This is a genomic window from Gimesia maris (assembly GCF_008298035.1).
Classification (GTDB): domain Bacteria; phylum Planctomycetota; class Planctomycetia; order Planctomycetales; family Planctomycetaceae; genus Gimesia; species Gimesia maris.
Genome location: NZ_CP042910.1, coordinates 7,378,883 through 7,398,552, shown reverse-complemented (window position 1 = coordinate 7,398,552; position 19,670 = coordinate 7,378,883). Strand labels below are relative to the sequence as shown.

Sequence of the window (19,670 nt, the reverse complement as noted above, 5' to 3'; positions counted from 1 at the left end):
TCTGTCATCAACCTTTCTAAAGGCATTCGCGATGAGTTCTCAGGTTCAGATTGCGACCCGTAAAGGTCTGTTTCAGCTCGACCGCAATTCAGATGGTTGGAAAATTCGACGTCACGATTTTCCCGGTGAAAATGTTTCGATGATCCTGCATGACTCGCGGGATGACACGACGTACGCTGCGTTGAATCATGGTCACTTCGGGGTCAAGCTGCACCGCAGTTCGGATCGGGGTAAAAACTGGGAAGAGTGTGCCGTACCCGTTTATCCGGAAGGAGCCAAAAAAGCAGCCGATCCGTTTACCGAAAATGCAGAGCCTAAACCGGCCAGTCTAAGCGAAATCTGGTCACTGGAACCGGGGGGCGCCGATCAGCCCGATCGTCTCTGGTGTGGAACGATTCCCGGTGGCCTGTTTCGTTCGGATGACCGCGGTTCCAGCTGGCAGTTGGTAGATTCATTATGGGATCTGCCCGAACGCTTGAAATGGTTTGGCGGCGGCAAGGATGATCCGGGCATCCATTCCATCTGCGTGCATCCCCGGAACAGTCAGAATGTTGCGGTCGCAATTTCCTGTGGTGGAGTGTGGATTACTGAAGATGACGGTGCCAGCTGGACCTGCAAGGCGGACGGATTGCGGGCCGAGTATATGCCTCCGGATCTGGCGCACGATCCCAATATTCAGGATGCACATCGCATGGTGCAGTCACCTACGCAGCCGGACCATTTCTGGATTCAGCATCACAACGGCGTATTTAAAACGACCGATGGGGCGCAGTCGTGGCAGGAAGTGACCGGAATTCAGCCTTCCGTGTTCGGCTTTGCAGTTGCCGTCCATCCGCATCTTCCAGATACGGCATGGTTTGCACCCGGCGTGAAAGACGAGTGCCGCATCCCCGTCGATGGACGGTTCGTGATTGCCCGCACGACCGATGGAGGCGCGACTTCCGAAGTGCTTTCGAACGGGTTACCGGGCGAACACAGCTACGACATTGTTTATCGACATGCATTGGACATTGATGAAACCGGTGACTGTCTGGCCGTCGGTTCGACGACCGGCAACTTCTGGATCACCGAAGATGGAGGCGACAGCTGGCAGACGATCTCTACCAACCTGCCTCCGATCCATTGCGTCCGCTTTGTGAAGAGTTAATCCCGTTTCTTCAGTTCCTGTTCGATGGCGCGGGCGGATTCTTTGCCTTGCGCTGTTGCGCCTTCCGCATTGAAATGCACGTTGCCCGGTTTGGTCCACCATTCGGCGTGATGCGGTTTGGTGAAGGCGTACAGATCGTTGACTCCGATCTCGGGATAATCTTTCAGGACTTTCAGAGCGACCTCGTTGTACTTTGCAGCGTCACCGGCGATGCGTCCTGCTTCTCCTTCGGGGACCGGGGTAGTGGTTACAAAAATCAGTTTCGCTTTGGGAGCCAGCTCTTTCAGATAGGCGATAATGGCGCGCAGGTTTTTTTCATAGTCTGCGGTAGAGGTCACCTGCTTGCCGTTAACGCGATCCAGTTTTTTGCCGTTCATGTATTTCAGGTCATGCAGGCCGACGTTGAAATGAATCACATCCCAGTCGAAGTCCCAGTGGTCGGCAAGTTTGGGATTGCGCATCGTGTCGTGCATGGTTTTCATTTTGGTGATGACCGAAGAGGAATCTCCCCCATTACAGTACAGGCGATAGACGTTGGCTTTGCCTTTGAGGGCTTCGCGAGTGGCATCGGTATAGGCAATGGAGATCGAATCGCCGTAGAGAAAGACATTGGGCAGTTTGGGGTCGTTCTCGACAAACTGAAAGGTGGGACGCTTGTTGAAGCGGGGAGAACGAACCAGTTTTTTCCAGGCATCGGACGCCTGTTCTTCTGCGAATACAACAGGAGTGCCCGCGAGCAGGCAGGCGGAGAACAGCGTAAGCAGTAGGATGGATTTCATGATGCGTCTTCTTTTATTAATGGATAATCGGCTGGAACAGCAAGAACGTCAATCAGTCACTACTGTTCTATTCTGGTGAGTTCGCAATCAGAACAGCAAGTTGATTTGCTGAGGAATTCATAAAAAACCGGCATCTCAGTAATACGGGAATTCGCAGTAGATTTCAGTTGGGAAGGGAAGTGGTAATCAATAGAATGGGAGTCATCATCAGTTCGAGATCCGGAACTTAAGGGAGTGCTCGCATGAGAATATTTTGTCTCTGTTGTCTGTTAATTGTGTTCGGCTGTGAAAAACCGAAGCCGGAAGTCGCAACGGCTGCCGTGGAACAGGGGGAATCAGCATCAATCCACAGTGAGAGTAAAACGGTTCTCCTACAGGCGGGGATGGGTATCATGGTCGGAGAGGTCACCTCTGAGACGGCTCTGGTACAGGTGCGTTTGACGAAAACAGACAAACTCGTTGACCGCGATGTACCGGGTATGCCGGGAGTTGTTATCTTTTCGCTCAGCCCATACGAAAACGAAAAGACAGCTTCAAAGCACGTTGATACCCAGGTTGTGAAGGCCGCTGCGGAGCATGATTTTATCGCGCGCGCCGCATTTAATGGTCTGATGGCTGACACCGAATACGAGTGCAAAACCCGGATCGGTGAAACAGAGGAGCAGATGCACGCTGGTCCCACGGCGCGGTTCAAAACATTGCCTGGTGCCAGTAAAACGACGCCTGTTGATTTTGTGGTGGTGACAGGGATGAACTATGCCAAGTTTCACGGCGATGATCGAATCGATCAAAAACAGCATCTCGAGGAAAACAACACAAAGCTTCCGCAACCCTATTCCGGCCCGGACAAACACCTGGGCTATCCTGCGTTGGAGACCATTCTCAAACTGAAACCAGACTTCTTTATTGGCACCGGCGATAATGTGTATTACGACACACCCGATAAGCCCCGCGCGAAAACCATTCCCGAAATGCGGCAGAAATGGCATGAACAGTTTCTGCAGCCCCGCTATCGGGATCTGTTTGCCGCAGTACCCACCTACTGGGAAATTGACGATCATGATTACCGAATCGATGACGGTGATAACACAGGAGATCATCATCCCACGCCGGCAGAAGGGCGTGCGATGATGCTGGAACAACTGCCCGTCGCCCCCATGCAAGAGACCGGGGCAAAAACCTATCGCACGCATCGTGTGAATCAAAATCTGCAGATCTGGCTGCCGGAAAACCGCATGTATCGCAGTCCCAATGCCATGGAAGACGGGCCGGAAAAAACGATCTGGGGTGCAGAACAGAAAGCGTGGCTCAAGAAAACACTCAATGAAAGTAATGCGACATTCAAACTGCTCGTCTCGCCGACACCCATGATTGGCCCCGATGATCTGCGCAAGACCGACAACCACTGTGACATCGGTGGATTCCGTCATGAGCGGGATGAGTTCTTCAACTGGCTCAAGGAGAATGGGTTGGATCAGCAGAACTTTTTCATTGTGTGTGGTGATCGTCACTGGCAGTATCATGCCATTGATCCGAGTGGATTCGAAGAATTCTCCAGCGGTGCACTGGTCGATGCCAATTCACGGCTGGGTCGCAAGGCAGGTGATCCGAAATCAACGGACCCCGAGGGACTGATCAAACAGCCTTATCTGCAGGAGCCGCGTTCTGGTGGGTTTCTGCTGGTGAAGGTCACTCCGTCGAATAAAAAGGATCCGGCGACCCTCTCCTTTCTGTTTCACGATGAAAAAGGAAAGCTGCTCTACCAGCATGATGTCCCCTCAGGTGGAGAAAAGCCGGCAGAGCAATAAGAGCGGCTATTCCTTGAAATCAGTGTCGGCAGTTTTCAGATCGAGGGGTTGTATCCAGATATTGCGATAGCGGACGTCGTGGCCTTCGCACTGCAGCTTAATACCGCCGGGTGTGTCGGTGATACCGAAACCGTTATCATTGCCTCCATCCAGGCCGGAGTTCGCGCCGCCCCAGACTTTATTGATGGTAACGTTTTCGTGGACTTTTTTCCCGTTGAAGTACATCGAGACTAAAGGCTTCTCGACGAGCTTGCCGTCTTTGAACCGGGCCGCGCGAAAGGTGATGTCGTAGGCGTTCCATTTTCCTGTGCCGTTATAGGCATGGTAGGGTGACTCGGTTTCGTTGATGACGGCTGCCATGCCGTGTTTTGTCTTGTCGCCGTCCAGAACCTGAATTTCATAGCGATTCTGCAGATAGACGCCGCTGTTACCCCCCGGTTTGGAAACCAGAAATTCCACATGCAGACGGAAGTCGCGGAATTTCTTTTTTGTCACGATGTCGGCGGTTCCGTATTTGCCACCTGCTGCAGCCGGGTCATCTGACATGACGACTGTACCTGCATCGATGGGATCTTCCACCACTTTCCATTTGATGGGCAGTGAGGAACTGAACCGGGGACCCTCCCAGTAAGTCCATTTCTGATCCAGCATTTCCCGGCTGCCGTCCAGCAGGATTTCTGCATCGGTGGGGGCTTTGGCACCAAGACCGACGTCGGCCCGTACACTCGAACAGGGCGACAGGAGTATCAGTGCAAACAGAGTCGTAATCAAGGCTGTGAAACGCATGGTGAATCCTCATGAAACCGGAAGTGTGATATCAAAGTTATATTATGTGATAATTTTGAGTACAGCACAAACAGAGAAATCAATTTGAAGCGTTTCTGAACGAAAGTTGAGTTGCAGTTTAAGGCTGCTGCTTTATTGGGCAGTCTGGACCAGACAGACACTCAACAGGCAGAGCCGATTCGTGATATTTTTTAATTCTAAAAAGAAATGTAAGTCATATCAGCAATTTATGATGTGAGAGTGGGTCTTCGCTAAGTCGAAATAATTCAGCAGTTTTTGGTTCTTGAAAAAAAGTGGAGAGCGACAACCTCGATTGCAAAGTAGCGGATTCAATCTGGTTTTTCACTGTTCAACAGAATCGTTGCTTCGTCCGGGGAAGCTGATTAGGCATGAGATTCGCATATTTGATATGTCAGCTAATTGGTCCGATGGCAATTTCTGCATGATCGTTAGCACTGGTTTTATTCTCACTTCATTGTGAAAGCTGGAGAGTCGAAAAATTTGAGTTGAGATATAGATTGAGAAGAGACTGGCTGCATCCCTGAATACCCCACCCTCTTTCATACCTGTTTTCCGCTAAAGAAACGAACTCTCGCATCCCGTATTTATTGAAGGAAAAGTCCATGTTGAGCAGGCACAAATTACGTATACGTGGTTTCACGTTGATTGAATTACTGGTGGTGATAGCCATTATTGCCATTTTGATTGCGTTACTCTTACCGGCAGTGCAGCAGGCACGGGAAGCCGCCCGCCGCAGCACCTGTAAAAATCAGTTGAAACAGATCGGTCTGGCGCTTCACAACTACCATGATAACTATCTTCGCTTCCCGATTGGCGAGCAGTTCGGACGCATCCGACCTAACTGGCGTGCACCGATTCTACCTTTCCTGGATCAGGCACCCGCTTACAACCAGATGAACTTTGATATCAGTACCACCGTGGGTGGTTTCATGTCAGAGAACAGTGGCGGCTCGTATGGTTATGGCACAGGTGCCGGAACGAACGAAGTATTAAAAACGTTGCGGGTTCCCGTGTATAACTGCCCGTCGAGTCCGTTTTCCAATTCGTCCAACGAGAACGGGATGAACAATTACGACCAGGGTCAGACGATGGACTACGTCGGGATTGCCGGTGCGACACCCGCTCCGGGCAGCAGTTCAGGTTCCTGCTCTGTTACCGGGGCCGGCTATGGGAACGGTACCTTCTGTAACAATGGATTGCTGGCTCCCAATGAAAGTTTCCGAATCCGTGATGTCAAAGACGGAACTTCGAATACGATGATCGTGGCTGAGCAGTCAGGCCAGGTGAATGGGAAAGACTGCCGCTCTAACTACTATGGCGGCTGGAGCGGAATCGGAACGACGTCCAAAATGCCTTCACTGGGTTCCGGTTCTGCCTGGGGTTCAGGAACAACGACTGTGATGTATTCCATCAACAGCTTCTGGACTTCCGGTGCACCAACTGAAGCCAGTGCTCCCTATGGGGCCAATACGGTTCTGAACTCCTTTCATACCGGCGGAACCCATGTTCTGTTGACTGATGGAGCTGTCCGCTTTGTTTCTGAAAATATTGACTTCAGTACCCTGGCAAATCTGGCATCCAAAAATGACGGTAATGTTTTGGGCGAGTTTTAGTCGTCACTCAGCATGGCAGTCTTAAACTGAGAATGAAGGCACGGTCTCCGTTCGTCAGGCCAACGGGGCCGTGCATTGTTTTGTATTTTATCATCTGAATGATATCTGGAATCACTCTGAAATGTTTACACAGATTTATTTGAAGCGATTTTTTCTGTACTCCCTGATGCTGTGTTCCAGTTTGTTGCTGGTCGGCTGTGGAAAAAGCAATGCAGAAGACAAACAGCGTGCCCACATTACCGTTACCGTGACTCACGATGGTGCACCTGTCACCGAAGCGGAACTCCGGTTGATGATGGACGGTAAAGGCGAGGGAGCCATGGGCGTATTGAACGAAGCGGGACAGACGGAACTCTCTGATGTCGTGCTCGGCAGTTACACCGTGACGGTGACCCCACCGGAGGGGACTCCCGACAATCCGGCTCCGAAAAAAGACTACCCCAATATCCCCCAGAAATACCGCAGTATGAAAGATACTCCACTCAAAGCTGATGTCAAAGCGGGCGCGAATGAATTAACGTTCGACCTCAAAAAATAAGTCAGCTGTTATTCTGATAACCCCTGCCTTGCTCTTACAGGAAACTGCTTTTGGCAACCCGGACACAGGTCAATGGTGAAATCCACTGCCTTCTGTCTGGGGGGTGTGCTGAGGATGAGAAGCAAAATAGTCTATCGCGTGCTGCAGGTCATTCAGCAGCATCTCTGCCATATCGCGTGTGAAACCTTCTTTGCAGACACACCGTAATACCGCGAGGTCGTCACGGTTTTTGGGGAAAGTATAAGCGGGAACCAGCCAGCCCCGTTCACGTACTTTATTTGAAATATCAAACACGCTGAAATTGGCGGTTTCATTGGTGGTAAACGCAAACACGGGAATATCACTTCCATCTGAGATCAGATCAAATGGCCCCAGTTTCGCGATGCCGGCAGACAGGTGCAACGCGACATCCTGCGATGTCTGGTGGATGTCGCGATAGCCTTCGTGACCCAGCCGCAGGAAATTATAATATTGCGCCACGACCTGATTACCGGGGCGGGAAAAATTCAATGCAAAGTTAGGCAGGTCCCCGCCCAGGTAGTTGCAGTGAAAGATCAGTTCTTCCGGCAGTTCGGCTTTCTCACGCCAGATAATCCAGCCAACACCGGGATACACCAGCCCGAATTTATGCCCGGAGGTATTAATCGATTTCACCAGCGGCAGCCGAAAATCCCATTCGAGATCCGGTTGCAGAAAGGGCGCGACAAATCCGCCCGAAGCGGCATCTACATGAATGGGAACTTCCCAGCCGGTTTCGGAATTGAGTTTGACCAGCGCGTCATTGACTTCTTTAACGTTTTCATAGCGACCATCAAACGTGCTCCCCATGATCACGACGACGCCAATCGTATTCTCGTCGACGAGTTTCAAGGCTTCTTCAGCGGTCAGGCAGTAGCGGTCCCCTTCCATAGGCACGAACCGTGGTTCGATTTCCCAGTAACGACAGAATTTTTCCCAGCAGACCTGCACGTTAATGCCCATGACCATATTCGGTTTATCAGCGGGTTTGCCTGCCGCTTCTCTGCGTTTCCGCCAGTTCCACTTGAGGGCCATCCCGCCCAGCATGGCTGCTTCACTGGACCCGATTGTAGAGCACCCAACGGCGTTTTCTTCGGCAGGGGAATTCCAGAGCTGTGACAGCATGTTGGTGCAGCGCAGTTCGATCTCTGCTGTCTGCGGATATTCATCCTTGTCGATCATGTTTTTATCGAACGTTTCTGACATCAGTTGCCGGGCTTCGTCTTCCATCCAGGTGGTGACGAAGGTTGCCAGGTTCAGCCGCGAGTTACCATCCAGAATCAGTTCATCGCGAATCAGGTTATAAGCCACCTTGGGAGGCAGACCTGCGTCTGGCATTTTGTATTTGGGAACGGGCTCCTGAATGAAGCGTCCTCCATACGCGGGAGTGATGAAGGATTCGGGGTCAGATGGATGCAGATTGTTCTGGCCGTGCAGCATGAAAGGTGCCCTCCTGGTAGATCAGTACGGATTCAATGTTGAGTGTACTGCCATCCTACTGTCTGGCGCTGAGATTTGAATGAAGATCGGGAGAGGGATCTGTTTTTCTGCAAATTTTATGTATTGCAGCCGACGGCGCACTGGCCGATGATGTCCAGTTTGTCATCGTTCAGATAGCAATAGCGGTTGATCCAGACTCCGTCCGGGCTGATGTCAGTCGCGACCTGCATCCGCGTCCGAAAATCTTCGGTGGGACCATACCCGTGCGCGAGTGCATAGATAGGCATGGGACGTGCCAGCTTTCTGGCAGCCAGGATTTTACGCTCCTGTGCCAGCGGGCCTGCGATGTGGGGTTGATCGGGGCCCGGGTAAGAGACGTCTGCCAGGCGTGTGGGGTGAGCCCAGTCGGTGATATCAAGAAATTTGAAGAGTGCGCGGACCAGCAGCGTTTCTGACAAACCGGGATTGGCCGCCAGAATCTGATCACCGTACGAACGCAACATCATTGACCAGTGCATCCCATACAGTTTCACACTTACCGAGTTACAGTATTTTGCTGCCAGTGAGTAATTCATGCCTGATAATATGGACCAGGGGGGAGGAAACGCACTGGGGGCCAGCTCGACGCCGGCTTTACCACAGTCATCCATTGTGTTCCGGAATCCCGCCAGCAATTCTTTGGAAAGCTGGGCTTTCATCAGCAGCATTTCAGAGGCTCCGGGATAATGATCGTTCAGCCAGAGCGGGAAATTGGCGGCCTGGTTCTCTTCCGAGAGCCAGTTTTCCAGATCGTAATTCGTCAGTCCTCCATTGAGTTTCTGATACAATCCCTGCGAGTCTAACTGCATTTGTTCAAAATCGTATCCCAGGCGATCTGCTGCCTGGCGGGCGTGGTCGCTGAAATCGAAAAACGCAGAATCCAGAAAATAAGGCGGATACTCGGGCCAGTCAAAACGCAGGCCGTCGATCTCAGGATATTGACTGAGTAAATCGCGAATCAGTGCATGCTGGTATGCGATAATATGCGGGCTGGCCAGGCTGCCGTTATTCGCGACGCGTCTGCGGGGCAGTGATCCATCGGGCAGGCGGGGGATGTCTTCTTCGACCGGTCCACCAAACTGCACACGATACCCGGGGGGAATTGCTGCCTGGACCTGGAAGTAAACTTCCAGTCCCCGTTCATGCGCAGCTTCAATGAACTCTGCAACGACATGACCTGCGCTGTGAGTCAGTTCATCCGCTTTCGCTGGCTGATAGCGCAGGCCTGAATAAAGTGATTCATCGGGGACGAAGCTGGGCGACGTTTTGACCCACAGTTCCCGTTTACCTTCCCACAGCGGTCGGTCCAGCAGGCGGACCTGTCCGGCACCAGCGTCGGCGGGGGGCTCGCGCACGCCTGTCTGCTCGTCAGCCAGTTGCATGACATAAGGCGAAGTGGAAACGGCCGTGACGCCTGCGCGCTTCATAAGATTGTCGAGAACCGTTTCGACTCCCTCGTACTGCAGGTACTCCGGTAAAACCGTCACGCCGATCTGTCTCTGCTGGCTCATGGTTTCCTCGCAATGAAGCAGAAAAAAACTCTGTACTTGATATCTTATAGGCCTGCAAGATCCTTTCTCCAGCCCGCCGGAGAGATTTTTTTTGACTTTACGGGTCCCCGGGCAATTTGTTGCAGAAAGCGACGAGGATAAAAGTGGCAACCGGGCCCAGTAAGAGGGACAGCAGAAACCAGGCCAGGCCGCTGCGGTTCTTTCCTTGTGCCAGGCCGGCATTGATCAGAGCCAGTGATCCCCAACCGACCAGATATCCTGATTCCTGCGGGATTTGTGCTGCGAATAACATGCTCGGATTCCTCCTGAAATAATCAGACTTTTTCTTGCCGGGTGAGATCAGATTCTGTCGTAGTTTTAGATTTCTGGTAAAAACACGAGCCCCGACAATCTGTGATTGTGGGGCCCGGAAATAGAATTCATTCAAGTGTCACTGGTTATTCAGTGATAATGTCGTTCACAGTTCCACCACTGGGAATCATCGGCAGCACATGTTCCTGGTAGGTGCAGATCACATCCAGCAGGTAAGGTTGATCCGAGGCCAGCATCTCTGCCAGGGCGGCCGGATATTCTGCTTTGGAGCGTACCTGTCTGGCCTGCAGTCCAAAGCCTTTGGCGATGGAGACAAAGTCGGGATAGGTGGCTTCAGCATGTTCGCCGGAGCCTTTCCCTTCCCATTCCGGATGGTGCACGGGCCCCAGGTAAGTGTGAGCACGCCGCCCTTCCATGAAGCGATCTTCCCATTGCACGACCATACCCAGATGCTGGTTATTCAGCAACAGGATTTTGACCGGCAGATTCTCAGTGTGCAGTGTTGCCAGTTCCTGAATATTCATCAGCATTGAGCCATCGCCGTCGATGTCGACCACGAGGTCATTGGGGAACTGTGCCTGGACACCCATGGCAGCGGGCAGGCCGAAGCCCATCGTTCCCAGTCCCGAACTGCTGAGCCAGTGGCGTGGTTTGTTGAATTTATAGAACTGGGCTGCCCACATCTGGTGCTGACCCACGCCTACGGTGATGTAAGGGTCTCTCTCTTTGCTCTGCTGCCAGAGTTCGTGAATCGCGTACTGCTGTGACATGACGTCACCCAGCTCAGGATATTTCAGCGGGAATTTCTCTTTCCACTCTTTGCACTGAGCGAGCCAGCTGTCGACCTGAGGCAGGTCGTCGTCGGTGATTGCTTCGTTTAACTCGGTCAGAACATGTTTCAGGTCTGCATTAATCGGAATATGCGCTTCTTTGTTCTTCTGCAGCTCAGAAGGATCAATGTCCACGTGTACGATTTTTCCATGTTTGGCGAACTCTTCAAGCTTCCCTGTCACGCGGTCATCAAAGCGTACGCCAAATGCCAGCAGCAGATCAGCTTCGTTGACGGCGTAGTTCGCATAGACGGTTCCGTGCATGCCCAGCATATCCAGGCTCAGGGGATCCTCGCCGGGGAATACACCCAGACCCATCACGGTCGTGGTAACAGGAATATTGGTTCGTCTGGCAAATTTGACGAGTTCTTCAGAGGCGTCTGAAATAATCGCCCCGCCACCAACATACAGAATTGGTTTCTTGGAACGTTTGATGGCTGCCAGAATCTGTTTGATCTGCTCGGGAGCCGCTTTACGCATTTCAGGACGATAGCCGGGCAGATAAGTATCCGGATTGTAATCGGGTTCTTCATCCAGTGTCGCCAGCTGACAGTCTTTCGGGAAGTCAATCAGTACGGGACCGGGACGTCCTGTATTCGCGATGAAGAAGGCTTCCTTCACGATACGGGCGACGTCTTTGACGTCGGTCACCATGTAATGATGCTTGGTGATCGCGCGGGAAATTTCCACCATGGGAGTTTCCTGGAACGCGTCACTACCAATGACGGCTTGAGGCACCTGGCCGGTGATGGCCACCAGGGGAATCGAATCCAGTTTCGCATCTGCCAGAGCGGTGACCAGGTTGGTGGCACCGGGACCACTGGTTGCCATACAGACGCCGACTTCGCCGGTCGTACGGGCAATCCCCTGAGCAGCAAAGCCGCCCCCCTGTTCGTGGCGGGGCAGGAGTGTGCGGATATCGTCTTTGTATTTCATCAAAGCCTGGTGTAACGGCATGCTGCAACCACCGGGATAAGCAAAGATGGTTTTCACGCCCTGCCGCACCAATGCCTGAACCAGAATCTCAGCGCCATTGATTGTCTTCGTTTGCGTGTTTTTTTCGTTGGCAGTGGCCACTGTTTCACCCTTCTGTTTCGATAATCTCTAATTGTCTCAAATTAAATGACGGGATCGACCAGATTTCACTGTCACCGGTTCGAATCCGGCTTCTGGCAGATCGCTGTTTCGCTGTTACCACAACAGACAGATACGTAGACGCACCGCGTACGCCAAATGTTCGTTCTGGTTTTCAATCACTTGATTGGCGGTCAATTCTATCTTCTCTCAGGGACAATAACGAGTCATTTCCTGCCCAGAATCCAATATTCGTCGAGAGACACGCCTCTTAAACCGCCTCAGCAAACAGGTTACAAAGACTGTTTCGATTGTGCAGGTTAACGCGTTCAATCCAGCAATTGCGTCCACGACAGACAAATCATCTGCGCGATGAGATAACTAAAATAAATTTAAGTGTATTGATATTAGTGGTTTGTGAAGATTTATTGTTGCTGGATTCAAGAGGGGAACCCGATTTCGCAGGAAAGGTTTGTGAGTGGGATTTGATTTGATATGATATATAAGCGAATGTTGAAGTGAATTCGTCATTTGACACAGCCGACCAGTAATAGAGAGCGGCGACATGCGTCTGCTCAGATCCCACCTGAACTTCCTTCCCGATATCAGCGAGCTGAGGTGTTGAACATGAATGATCCAGCAAATCTGATGCAGGCGACGCTTTCCCGACGATCGTTTCTCCAGTCTGGATTTCTGACTCTGGGTGGTCTGGGTCTGGCGGATCTGTTGCGGCTCAGAGCCGAAGCTGCTTCAAATTCAGGATCCACTCCGGATACCTCGGTAATTCTGATCTGGCTGCAGGGCGGTCCCAGTCATATGGAAACGTATGATATGAAACCCGAAGCGCCGGTGGAATATCGGGGTGAATTCAATCCGATTCATACGAATGTGCCGGGCATGGATCTCTGCGAGTATCTTCCCCTGCATGCGAAGGTGGCAGATCGCTTCACGTTGATCCGTTCCATTTCACATGGCTTCGCCAATCATGCCGGCGGTGCTGGTCGCTTTCTGTCCGGTCGCGATCCCTTAAGACCACTGGAACGTACCTCACAGTTTCCCACGATCGGCCCCATCGTTTCCAGAATGCGCGATCATGTGAATATCGGCATCCCGAATTATATCGGAAACCAACCCAACGTGTACGGCGGCGGCAGTGCTTACCTGGGCGAGTCCGCGCTTCCTTTCGTTGTCGGCTCTGACCCGAATGCGAAAAACTATCGTGTCCCCAATATTACCCTGGACGATAAATTGAAAGATCGCCTGGATGACCGCGTCACATTGTTGGCTTCTTTCGACAACATGCGCCGCGATCTGGATCAGAACGGTTCGCTGCAGTCCATCGACAAATTTAACAGCCGCGCTTTGGATATGTTAACCAGTGATAAATCCCGCGATGCGTTTGATATCACTCAGGAAAGCGAAGCAACCCGCGATAAATATGGCCGCCACAAATGGGGACAGCGCGCCCTGCTGGCCCGCCGTCTGGTCGAAGCCGGCAGCAGTTTCGTCACGATGCAGATGCAAAATCCGGGTATCACAGGCTGTGCGGGTAACTGGGACATCCACGCTGTGAATGGACACCTCTATGATGACCTGCGGGGACGCCTGCCTGTCTTCGACCGTGCCGTGTCTGCGCTGATTGAAGATATCTACGAGCGTGGCCTGGATGAAAAAGTGATGGTCATTGTCTCCGGCGAATTCGGTCGCACGCCCCGCATCAATCCACAGAAGGGGACCCGTTCCAAAGTCATGCAGCCCGGACGCGATCACTGGCCCGGTGCCATGTCGGTCCTGGTCTCCGGTGGCGGCATGCAGATGGGGCAGGTCATTGGTTCCACCACGGCCAATGGTGCTTATGCGAAAGACAATAAACTCGATCCCAACGATCTGCTTTCCACCGTCTATCGTTTCCTGGGCATCGACCAGGCCCACGAATTTCTCGACCACAGCGGCCGTCCCATGCCGATTCTTCCCAGTGGAAAACCAATTGTTGAGCTGGGCTGATGCGGGGGGATTATTGCTTGCGGGAGAGAGAGCGTGCGATCCGTTCTGCTTCTTCGAGAGATATGGATCCAGAGATAGTGAACTCACTCCCAACGGCATCATGTATGGTCGGGGCCATGATAATTTTTCCATCGACCAGAATTGCCAGAGGCTTCGAGCGATGTTTCTGGCTTGCCTTCGAGATCAACGCCGCGCCTTCTTGATTCAATTTCACATTTATGGTGGGATTTTGGTATTGGTCCAGATTGATCTGAGCTTCCAGAAAGTGTTCGTTGGATAATACTGGTTCCTGTGGTAGCCAGATGGAATCCCCCGTTGCAGGAATGACGTGTTCTTCTAATCCCTCCCCGGGACTGGTTTCCGCCAGGTAAAATTCTACTTGAACGTCTGGTTCTGGATTGCTGAGATATTTTTCTGACCCCACTGCAAAATCGGCGGACGGGTCTCTGCTCACATCGTAAGACCAGATGCCGAATCCGACCACCAGCAGCGCACTAATTAAGAGCACGTTCCAGAGGAATCGCGATGCTTTGAAGAAACGCTCCAGAGCGTCCGGTGTATTACGTCGGATACGCAGCAGACTGTCAGTGTATTTGTGCAGAGCGAGTGATAATAGCAGAAAGGCACAGGCCCGCGCTAAATGGGCAAAGACGACCAGGCGACCGCTACGGGAATCGATCAAGAGAATTCCCGGTTCGACTTCGTAACGAAGCTGAACCAGAAACAAAATTGTTGACAGAACGAATCCCAGGATCAGAAACACATACACGACACTTGCAACCGGTAGCGAGTGAACCAGGGGGGCAAGCATGTGTCTGGTTTCTGGTGTCGCGGCCGTTGTCTCAGTGGTTGGTTCTATCTCGGTCATCTAAATCGCTTCCCATAATTCTGAAGAACAATTTCCGAAGAACAGGTCAGGAGGGGCGAATTGCTGACACTCACTCTAACTGTTCGTAAAGTAGCAGTCTATGCTGGTTCGATTCTGACAAGTTCGACGTGGATTATTTTCTTATTGCAGCTTATGCTTTTTGCGTGGAAACTGTGCTTCCAGCAGTTTGACCGCTGCCTGAAAATCGGCTCGATCGGTAGGCTCGTTGATGATGTTCGTATTCTCTTCCGGATCGCTGGTGTGATCGTACAGTTCGCGTGCGATGACTTTACCCGTTTTGAAATTCCGCCATTCGGTGTAGCGATAGCGGGGCGTGCGGACAGAGACGCCCATGTTTTCAGGTTGTTTTCTGTAATACGCGGGCCGCGGATGCTGCGTAAAGGCGGCTGGTTTGACTGACTGCGTCGGATCTTTCAATACCGGGACCAGACTTGTGCCCTCCAGTTTTCCGGGGGAGTCGAGTCCACATAACTCGACCAGCGTCGGATACATGTCGAGCAGTTCGACCAGTGCGTCTGATGTCTTTCCCGCCGTCTTCATATGTGGCACCGAAATCATCAAAGGCACGCGTGCATCGTTTTCGAAGTTGGACGTTTTGCACCACAGACCATGTTCGCCCAGATGGAAACCATGGTCCGACCAGAACACAATAATGGTTTTCTCGCGCAGTCCCAGGCGATCCAGTTCCGCCAGTACTTTACCAAGCTGCGCATCCAGGTAACTGATGCCCGCCAGGTAACCGGTCCGCAGTTCAATGATCTGCGCATCGGTCAGTTTGCCCTTCACGGCTCTCAAAATTTCCCGACTGTCATGCAGCGCAACATCCGGTACGTTTTTCGGAGGCTGAGGATTATCGGGAACCGTAATCGGACTGTCGTCATACAGGTCCCAGTATTTCTTAGGCGGATTGAACGGCAGATGCGGTTTCCAGAAGCCAACGGCTAAAAAGAACGGTTGCTGTTTCTGTTTGAGGTCCTGCAACGCTTTGACGGCGAGATCGCCGATGCGTCCATCAAAGTAAGCGGAATCAGGTACGTCGCGGCTTTCGGATCGCGGCGCTTTCGCCAGGTTCACCGGCAGTTCCCGGTTATCGTTTAGCATTGGCTGATCATCATCGTGTCGCGCAAAATGCATGACGGCAGGTACACTCCACGAAGCCGGGTCCCCTTGGATCTTCTGCCGCCAGTTATGAAAAATCTTGCCGATGTTCTGGGTGAAGTAACCCTGCTGCTTGAACAGTTGAGGCAGTGTGACAATATTCGGGTCAGCTTCGCGAAAGTGTGTTGGCAGATCCCAAATCTCGAGTGTGTCCGGCCGACGGCCCGTCATCAGGGAGGCCCGCGAAGGATTACACAGTGCCTGCTGGCAATAAGCCCGTTTGAACAGAACGCCCCGGGTCGCCAGCTTGTCAAGGTTCGGCGTCTTCACCAGCGGGTGACCGTAGCAGGCCAGATCGCAGCGCAGGTCATCCGTGCCGATAAACAGCACGTTCGGTTTTTCGACTGCCTCAGCTTCTAAACCGAGAGCAGAGCAGAAGATCAGGAGTAACACAACTACCCGCGGAGAGCGACGTCTGCCAGTAAAAATCATGAGCACAGGCTTTCAGAGTGAGAATTCAGAACGATCAGAAGAGACTCTGTTTTCATTCTGCAGCCCGCAGAGCGATTCCGCAAGCATTGATTTGCAGAGGCTCAAATTTGCGGAATAAATTTATTTTGTAAAAAAACAACGCAGAGAATAAACAAATAATTTGTTTGACAGTGTCTGATAATTGTATTACTGTGTTGATACAGTTCTAAGTGAGGTTTTCCCAATGCAGATTCAATTATCAGAAGCGGATGGCACGCCTTATTACCAGCAGGTTGTGAACCAGGTCAAGTTTCTGGTGGCCTCCGGTCGTCTCGAGGCCCATGAGCAGTTGCCGTCCGTCCGCGGGCTGGCACAGCAGCTGACGATCACCCCCAATACCGTCGCGCGAGCCTATCGCGAGCTGGAAGCCGAAGGGGTCGTGATCTCGAAACGCGGTGCCGGCGTTTTCATATCTAACGGCGTTTCCCCCCTGTCCAATAAAGAAAAACGCCGCATCCTCAACGAACGCATGGATGCCCTGCTGACCGAATCGCGTCAACTGGGCGTAGATGAAGAGACCCTGTTGAAATTACTCCGTCAGCGGAGCCAGAAATTTGATTCACATCAAGAGGTCGAAAAATGAGCGAACATGTCATTGAAGTCAACAATCTAAGTCGTCACTTCGGCAAGAAACAGGCGCTGTCCGACGTCAGTCTGTCTGTGCCTGAAGGCTGTGTGTTCGGACTGGTCGGCGAAAACGGGGCCGGCAAAACCACGCTGTTGAAACATGTGCTGGGGTTCCTGAAGCCACAGCAGGGGAGCGTACGCGTATTTGGTCTGGACCCGGTGGCCGACCCGCCTGGCGTACTGGGAAGGATCGGACATCTCTCGGAAAACCGCGATCTGCCTGCGTGGATGACGGTACGCGAACTGATTGAATTCACGCGGGCCTTCTATCCCAAGTGGGATCCGGTTTACGCCGAAGAACTGCGGATGATGTTTGAGCTGTCGCTGAATCAGAAAGTGCCCACGTTGTCACGCGGCCAACTGGCACGGGCCGGCCTGCTTGTCGCCCTGGCGCATCGACCGCCGCTATTGGTGCTGGACGAACCCTCGTCCGGGCTGGATCCGGTGGTCCGCAAAGACATTCTGGACGCCATCATTCGCACGGTCGTCGATGAAGGTCGAACGGTGCTGTTTTCCTCGCATCTGCTGGACGAAGTGCAGCGCGTCTCCGATCGCATCGCGATTCTCGATCAGGGCAAACTGTTACTCACAAGCCCACTGGATGAAGTGCTCGTCTCGCATTACCAGTTGACAATCCGCTTCCTGGAGCCACAGCCCTTTTTCCCGCAACTCACCGGCGCACTGATGTGGTCGGGTTCCGGCAGAGAGTGGAAGATCGTCTGTAACGGTCAGAAACAGGAACTGGAAACAGAGCTGGAACAGCTGGAAGCCGAGATCCTCGATCAGACCGCACCGACATTGGAAGAAATATTCGTGGCCAGAATGAAGTCGGCACAACGCGCTTCTGCCCAGGAGTAAAACGATGATTCATCAGTTCTTTGTTGTTTCAAAAACGTTTACGAAGCGTGCCTGGCTGGCGGCGGTGCTGGCGGTTTGCGTGCTTGTACTCGTACCGCTTGTATTTCGTGGATTGATGTCGATCAAAGAACTGGGGACTTACGGTATCTCTACAGATCCGTTTCAATACCACTTCGCGTTCCTGGGATTGTCGTGGATCTTTTTTATCGCAATTTGCGTCCATGCCCTGCAGGGATGTGAGAATATTGTGGTGAGGCTGCCGGTTTCCTCAACTGCGATTTTCAGTGGATTGATACTGTTAACGGTCGGTCTTGTTTTGATCCTGAATCTGGTAACAAACGGGCTGTATCGATTCTTTTTTTTCGATCAAAACTGGCTCAGCGATTATTGGCCATTACTGGGGCCATTATTATTTTTAATGACACTCGTTCTGGTGGGCCAATTTTTGTTCTGGAGCAGGTTTGCCCCAAGTGTAACCGGCAGTCTCTTCTGTATCAGTTTCGTCGCTGCGCTTTGCTGGTGGTTTGCCTCACGTTATTTTCCCAACGGTTTTCAAAAACCGGTTGCACCCTGGAATCATGTCACTCTTGCGGACTGGTTCACCTTGCTGGTTGTTAACAGCGTTGCCTGGTATCAGGGAACACGTGCGTTTGAGAAAGTCCGATCGGGTACTGCTGTACCCAGCCCGCAATGGTCGCGGCTGAGGGACTGCTGGAATGCACTTTTATCGGGAACGCTCATCAATCGTCGTGTGGAATTCGGTTCGCAGCATCGCTCACTGGTACTATTGCATTGGTGCGACTCCTGTCGCCCTGCGGTGGTCATCGGGGGGCTTTATTGTAGCGTGGCAGGAGTGTTACTGAGTTTTCTGTTATTCAAACTCTCTTATCTGCCAGGAGGTCAGACGGCCGCTTTCTGGAGTTATATCCAAAGTATCTCTGTGGTGACCAGTTCTTTATTTTTACTTGCGTCACTTCTGATTGGGTTTCTGCTGGGCGACGGGATTCATCGTCCCGGTCGCATAGAACTCAAACGATATCTGAGTGCTGTTCCGCTGTCAGATCAGGATTTTTCTGGCATTCTGATGCGAAATCTGGTCAAGACGGTCTGTATTGTCTGGTCCTGTCTGATGCTGGGGTGTCTGCTTAGTCATATTATCGTTATTCATTATTTCGATTTCACTGCATCCCCATTGAATATGCTGTATTTAGAAGCTTACGTCAGCGCAACGTCAGAGAATCTCGTGCCTTTTCTTTTTCTCTCTGCGATGATTTTATGGGGAGTTTCCTCTACCATGGTATCGATTTTCTGGACGGGTCGCACATGGTTCTATCTAATGGTGCTTTCCCTGTTTGGCGGATTGTGTTTTGCTTTAATTCTGATCAGCGCCTGCATTCAATCTGAGGCCATTACCGGCTTGCTTTACGGATTGACCATGACATTAGCCTCTACGATATTGGGAGGAACGGTTGCCGCTTATTTAGTCGCATATCGAAAAAAATTGATTACGGCAACCGGTGTGCTGATGGCGGTTTTGTTTTTGCTGACCGCAGTCTGGTTCTGCAGCTCACTTACAGGCGATGAATATCATTCCGTGTTTTACCGAATCTGGAATTCAAATTTCTTCTTTCGTGCATTGGGAATTAATAGTATGCGATTTTTGGTTTTCGTTGTACTGACTTCGCTGGTCACCCCCTTCGCGACGATCCCGCTGGCGGTTTCGTGGAATCGGCATCGATAATTGTTT

16 protein-coding genes are annotated in these 19,670 nt (G+C 51.9%); 8 read left to right on the top strand and 8 right to left on the bottom strand.

The window, feature by feature from the left end:
- Positions 1-31 precede the first annotated feature (31 nt).
- Positions 32-1,147, top strand: a complete 1,116-nt coding sequence (locus tag GmarT_RS27620) for a WD40/YVTN/BNR-like repeat-containing protein (RefSeq protein WP_002649620.1) — start codon at positions 32-34, stop codon at positions 1,145-1,147.
- Here the strand turns inward: GmarT_RS27620 and GmarT_RS27615 are convergent.
- Positions 1,144-1,926 carry an SGNH/GDSL hydrolase family protein gene (locus GmarT_RS27615; protein ID WP_149303503.1) on the bottom strand — a complete coding sequence of 261 codons (783 nt, stop codon included), beginning with the start codon at positions 1,924-1,926 and terminating at the stop codon, positions 1,144-1,146. The genes GmarT_RS27620 and GmarT_RS27615 overlap by 4 nt on opposite strands.
- Before the next feature lie 242 nt (positions 1,927-2,168).
- On the opposite strand from GmarT_RS27615, the gene GmarT_RS27610 reads away from it, so the two are divergent.
- A complete protein-coding gene (locus GmarT_RS27610) occupies positions 2,169-3,734 on the top strand; it encodes an alkaline phosphatase D family protein (RefSeq protein ID WP_149303501.1) in 1,566 nt (521 codons plus the stop codon).
- Positions 3,735-3,740: 6 nt separating this feature from the next.
- On the opposite strand, the gene GmarT_RS27605 is transcribed toward GmarT_RS27610, so the two are convergent.
- On the bottom strand, positions 3,741-4,520 hold the full coding sequence (locus GmarT_RS27605; protein WP_149303499.1) for a 3-keto-disaccharide hydrolase: 780 nt from the start codon (positions 4,518-4,520) through the stop codon (positions 3,741-3,743).
- Positions 4,521-5,143: 623 nt separating this feature from the next.
- Here GmarT_RS27605 and GmarT_RS27600 point away from each other — a divergent pair.
- Positions 5,144-6,154 carry a DUF1559 domain-containing protein gene (locus GmarT_RS27600; protein ID WP_044240370.1) on the top strand — a complete coding sequence of 337 codons (1,011 nt, stop codon included), beginning with the start codon at positions 5,144-5,146 and terminating at the stop codon, positions 6,152-6,154.
- Positions 6,155-6,275: 121 nt separating this feature from the next.
- Positions 6,276-6,692: a carboxypeptidase-like regulatory domain-containing protein gene (locus GmarT_RS27595; RefSeq protein ID WP_002649414.1), complete on the top strand. Its 417-nt coding sequence runs from the start codon at positions 6,276-6,278 to the stop codon at positions 6,690-6,692.
- 69 nt (positions 6,693-6,761) lie between these two features.
- On the opposite strand, the gene gad is transcribed toward GmarT_RS27595, so the two are convergent.
- The 4 genes from gad to ilvB all read right to left on the bottom strand — a co-directional run bounded on the left by gad (position 6,762) and on the right by ilvB (position 11,919).
- On the bottom strand, positions 6,762-8,150 hold the full coding sequence (gad, locus tag GmarT_RS27590) for a glutamate decarboxylase (RefSeq protein WP_002649415.1): 1,389 nt from the start codon (positions 8,148-8,150) through the stop codon (positions 6,762-6,764).
- Positions 8,151-8,266: 116 nt separating this feature from the next.
- Positions 8,267-9,700, bottom strand: a complete 1,434-nt coding sequence (locus GmarT_RS27585) for an RNA-binding protein (RefSeq protein ID WP_002649416.1) — start codon at positions 9,698-9,700, stop codon at positions 8,267-8,269.
- 97 nt (positions 9,701-9,797) lie between these two features.
- Positions 9,798-9,992, bottom strand: coding sequence for a hypothetical protein (locus GmarT_RS27580; protein ID WP_002649417.1), 195 nt, complete (start codon positions 9,990-9,992; stop codon positions 9,798-9,800).
- 145 nt (positions 9,993-10,137) lie between these two features.
- Positions 10,138-11,919, bottom strand: a complete 1,782-nt coding sequence (gene ilvB, locus GmarT_RS27575; protein ID WP_002649418.1) for a biosynthetic-type acetolactate synthase large subunit — start codon at positions 11,917-11,919, stop codon at positions 10,138-10,140.
- Positions 11,920-12,543: 624 nt separating this feature from the next.
- Between ilvB and GmarT_RS27570 the strand changes: the two genes are divergently transcribed.
- Complete coding sequence (locus tag GmarT_RS27570; RefSeq protein WP_002649419.1) at positions 12,544-13,920, top strand: DUF1501 domain-containing protein; 1,377 nt, start codon at positions 12,544-12,546, stop codon at positions 13,918-13,920.
- 10 nt (positions 13,921-13,930) lie between these two features.
- On the opposite strand, the gene GmarT_RS27565 is transcribed toward GmarT_RS27570, so the two are convergent.
- Together GmarT_RS27565 and GmarT_RS27560 are read right to left on the bottom strand one after the other, a co-directional pair.
- Positions 13,931-14,788, bottom strand: coding sequence for a SecDF P1 head subdomain-containing protein (locus GmarT_RS27565; RefSeq protein ID WP_149303497.1), 858 nt, complete (start codon positions 14,786-14,788; stop codon positions 13,931-13,933).
- A 141-nt stretch (positions 14,789-14,929) separates the two neighbouring features.
- Positions 14,930-16,399 (bottom strand): sulfatase, encoded by a 1,470-nt coding sequence (locus GmarT_RS27560; RefSeq protein WP_002649421.1) that lies wholly within the window; start codon positions 16,397-16,399, stop codon positions 14,930-14,932.
- Between the two features lie 223 nt (positions 16,400-16,622).
- Between GmarT_RS27560 and GmarT_RS27555 the strand changes: the two genes are divergently transcribed.
- The 3 genes from GmarT_RS27555 to GmarT_RS27545 are packed head-to-tail and all read left to right on the top strand — an operon-like array spanning position 16,623 to position 19,664.
- Positions 16,623-17,021, top strand: a complete 399-nt coding sequence (locus GmarT_RS27555) for a GntR family transcriptional regulator (RefSeq protein WP_002649423.1) — start codon at positions 16,623-16,625, stop codon at positions 17,019-17,021.
- Complete coding sequence (locus tag GmarT_RS27550; RefSeq protein WP_002649424.1) at positions 17,018-17,923, top strand: ABC transporter ATP-binding protein; 906 nt, start codon at positions 17,018-17,020, stop codon at positions 17,921-17,923. The genes GmarT_RS27555 and GmarT_RS27550 overlap by 4 nt, the downstream gene beginning before the upstream one ends.
- 4 nt (positions 17,924-17,927) lie before the next feature.
- Positions 17,928-19,664: a hypothetical protein gene (locus GmarT_RS27545; RefSeq protein ID WP_002649425.1), complete on the top strand. Its 1,737-nt coding sequence runs from the start codon at positions 17,928-17,930 to the stop codon at positions 19,662-19,664.
- Positions 19,665-19,670: the final 6 nt, after the last annotated feature.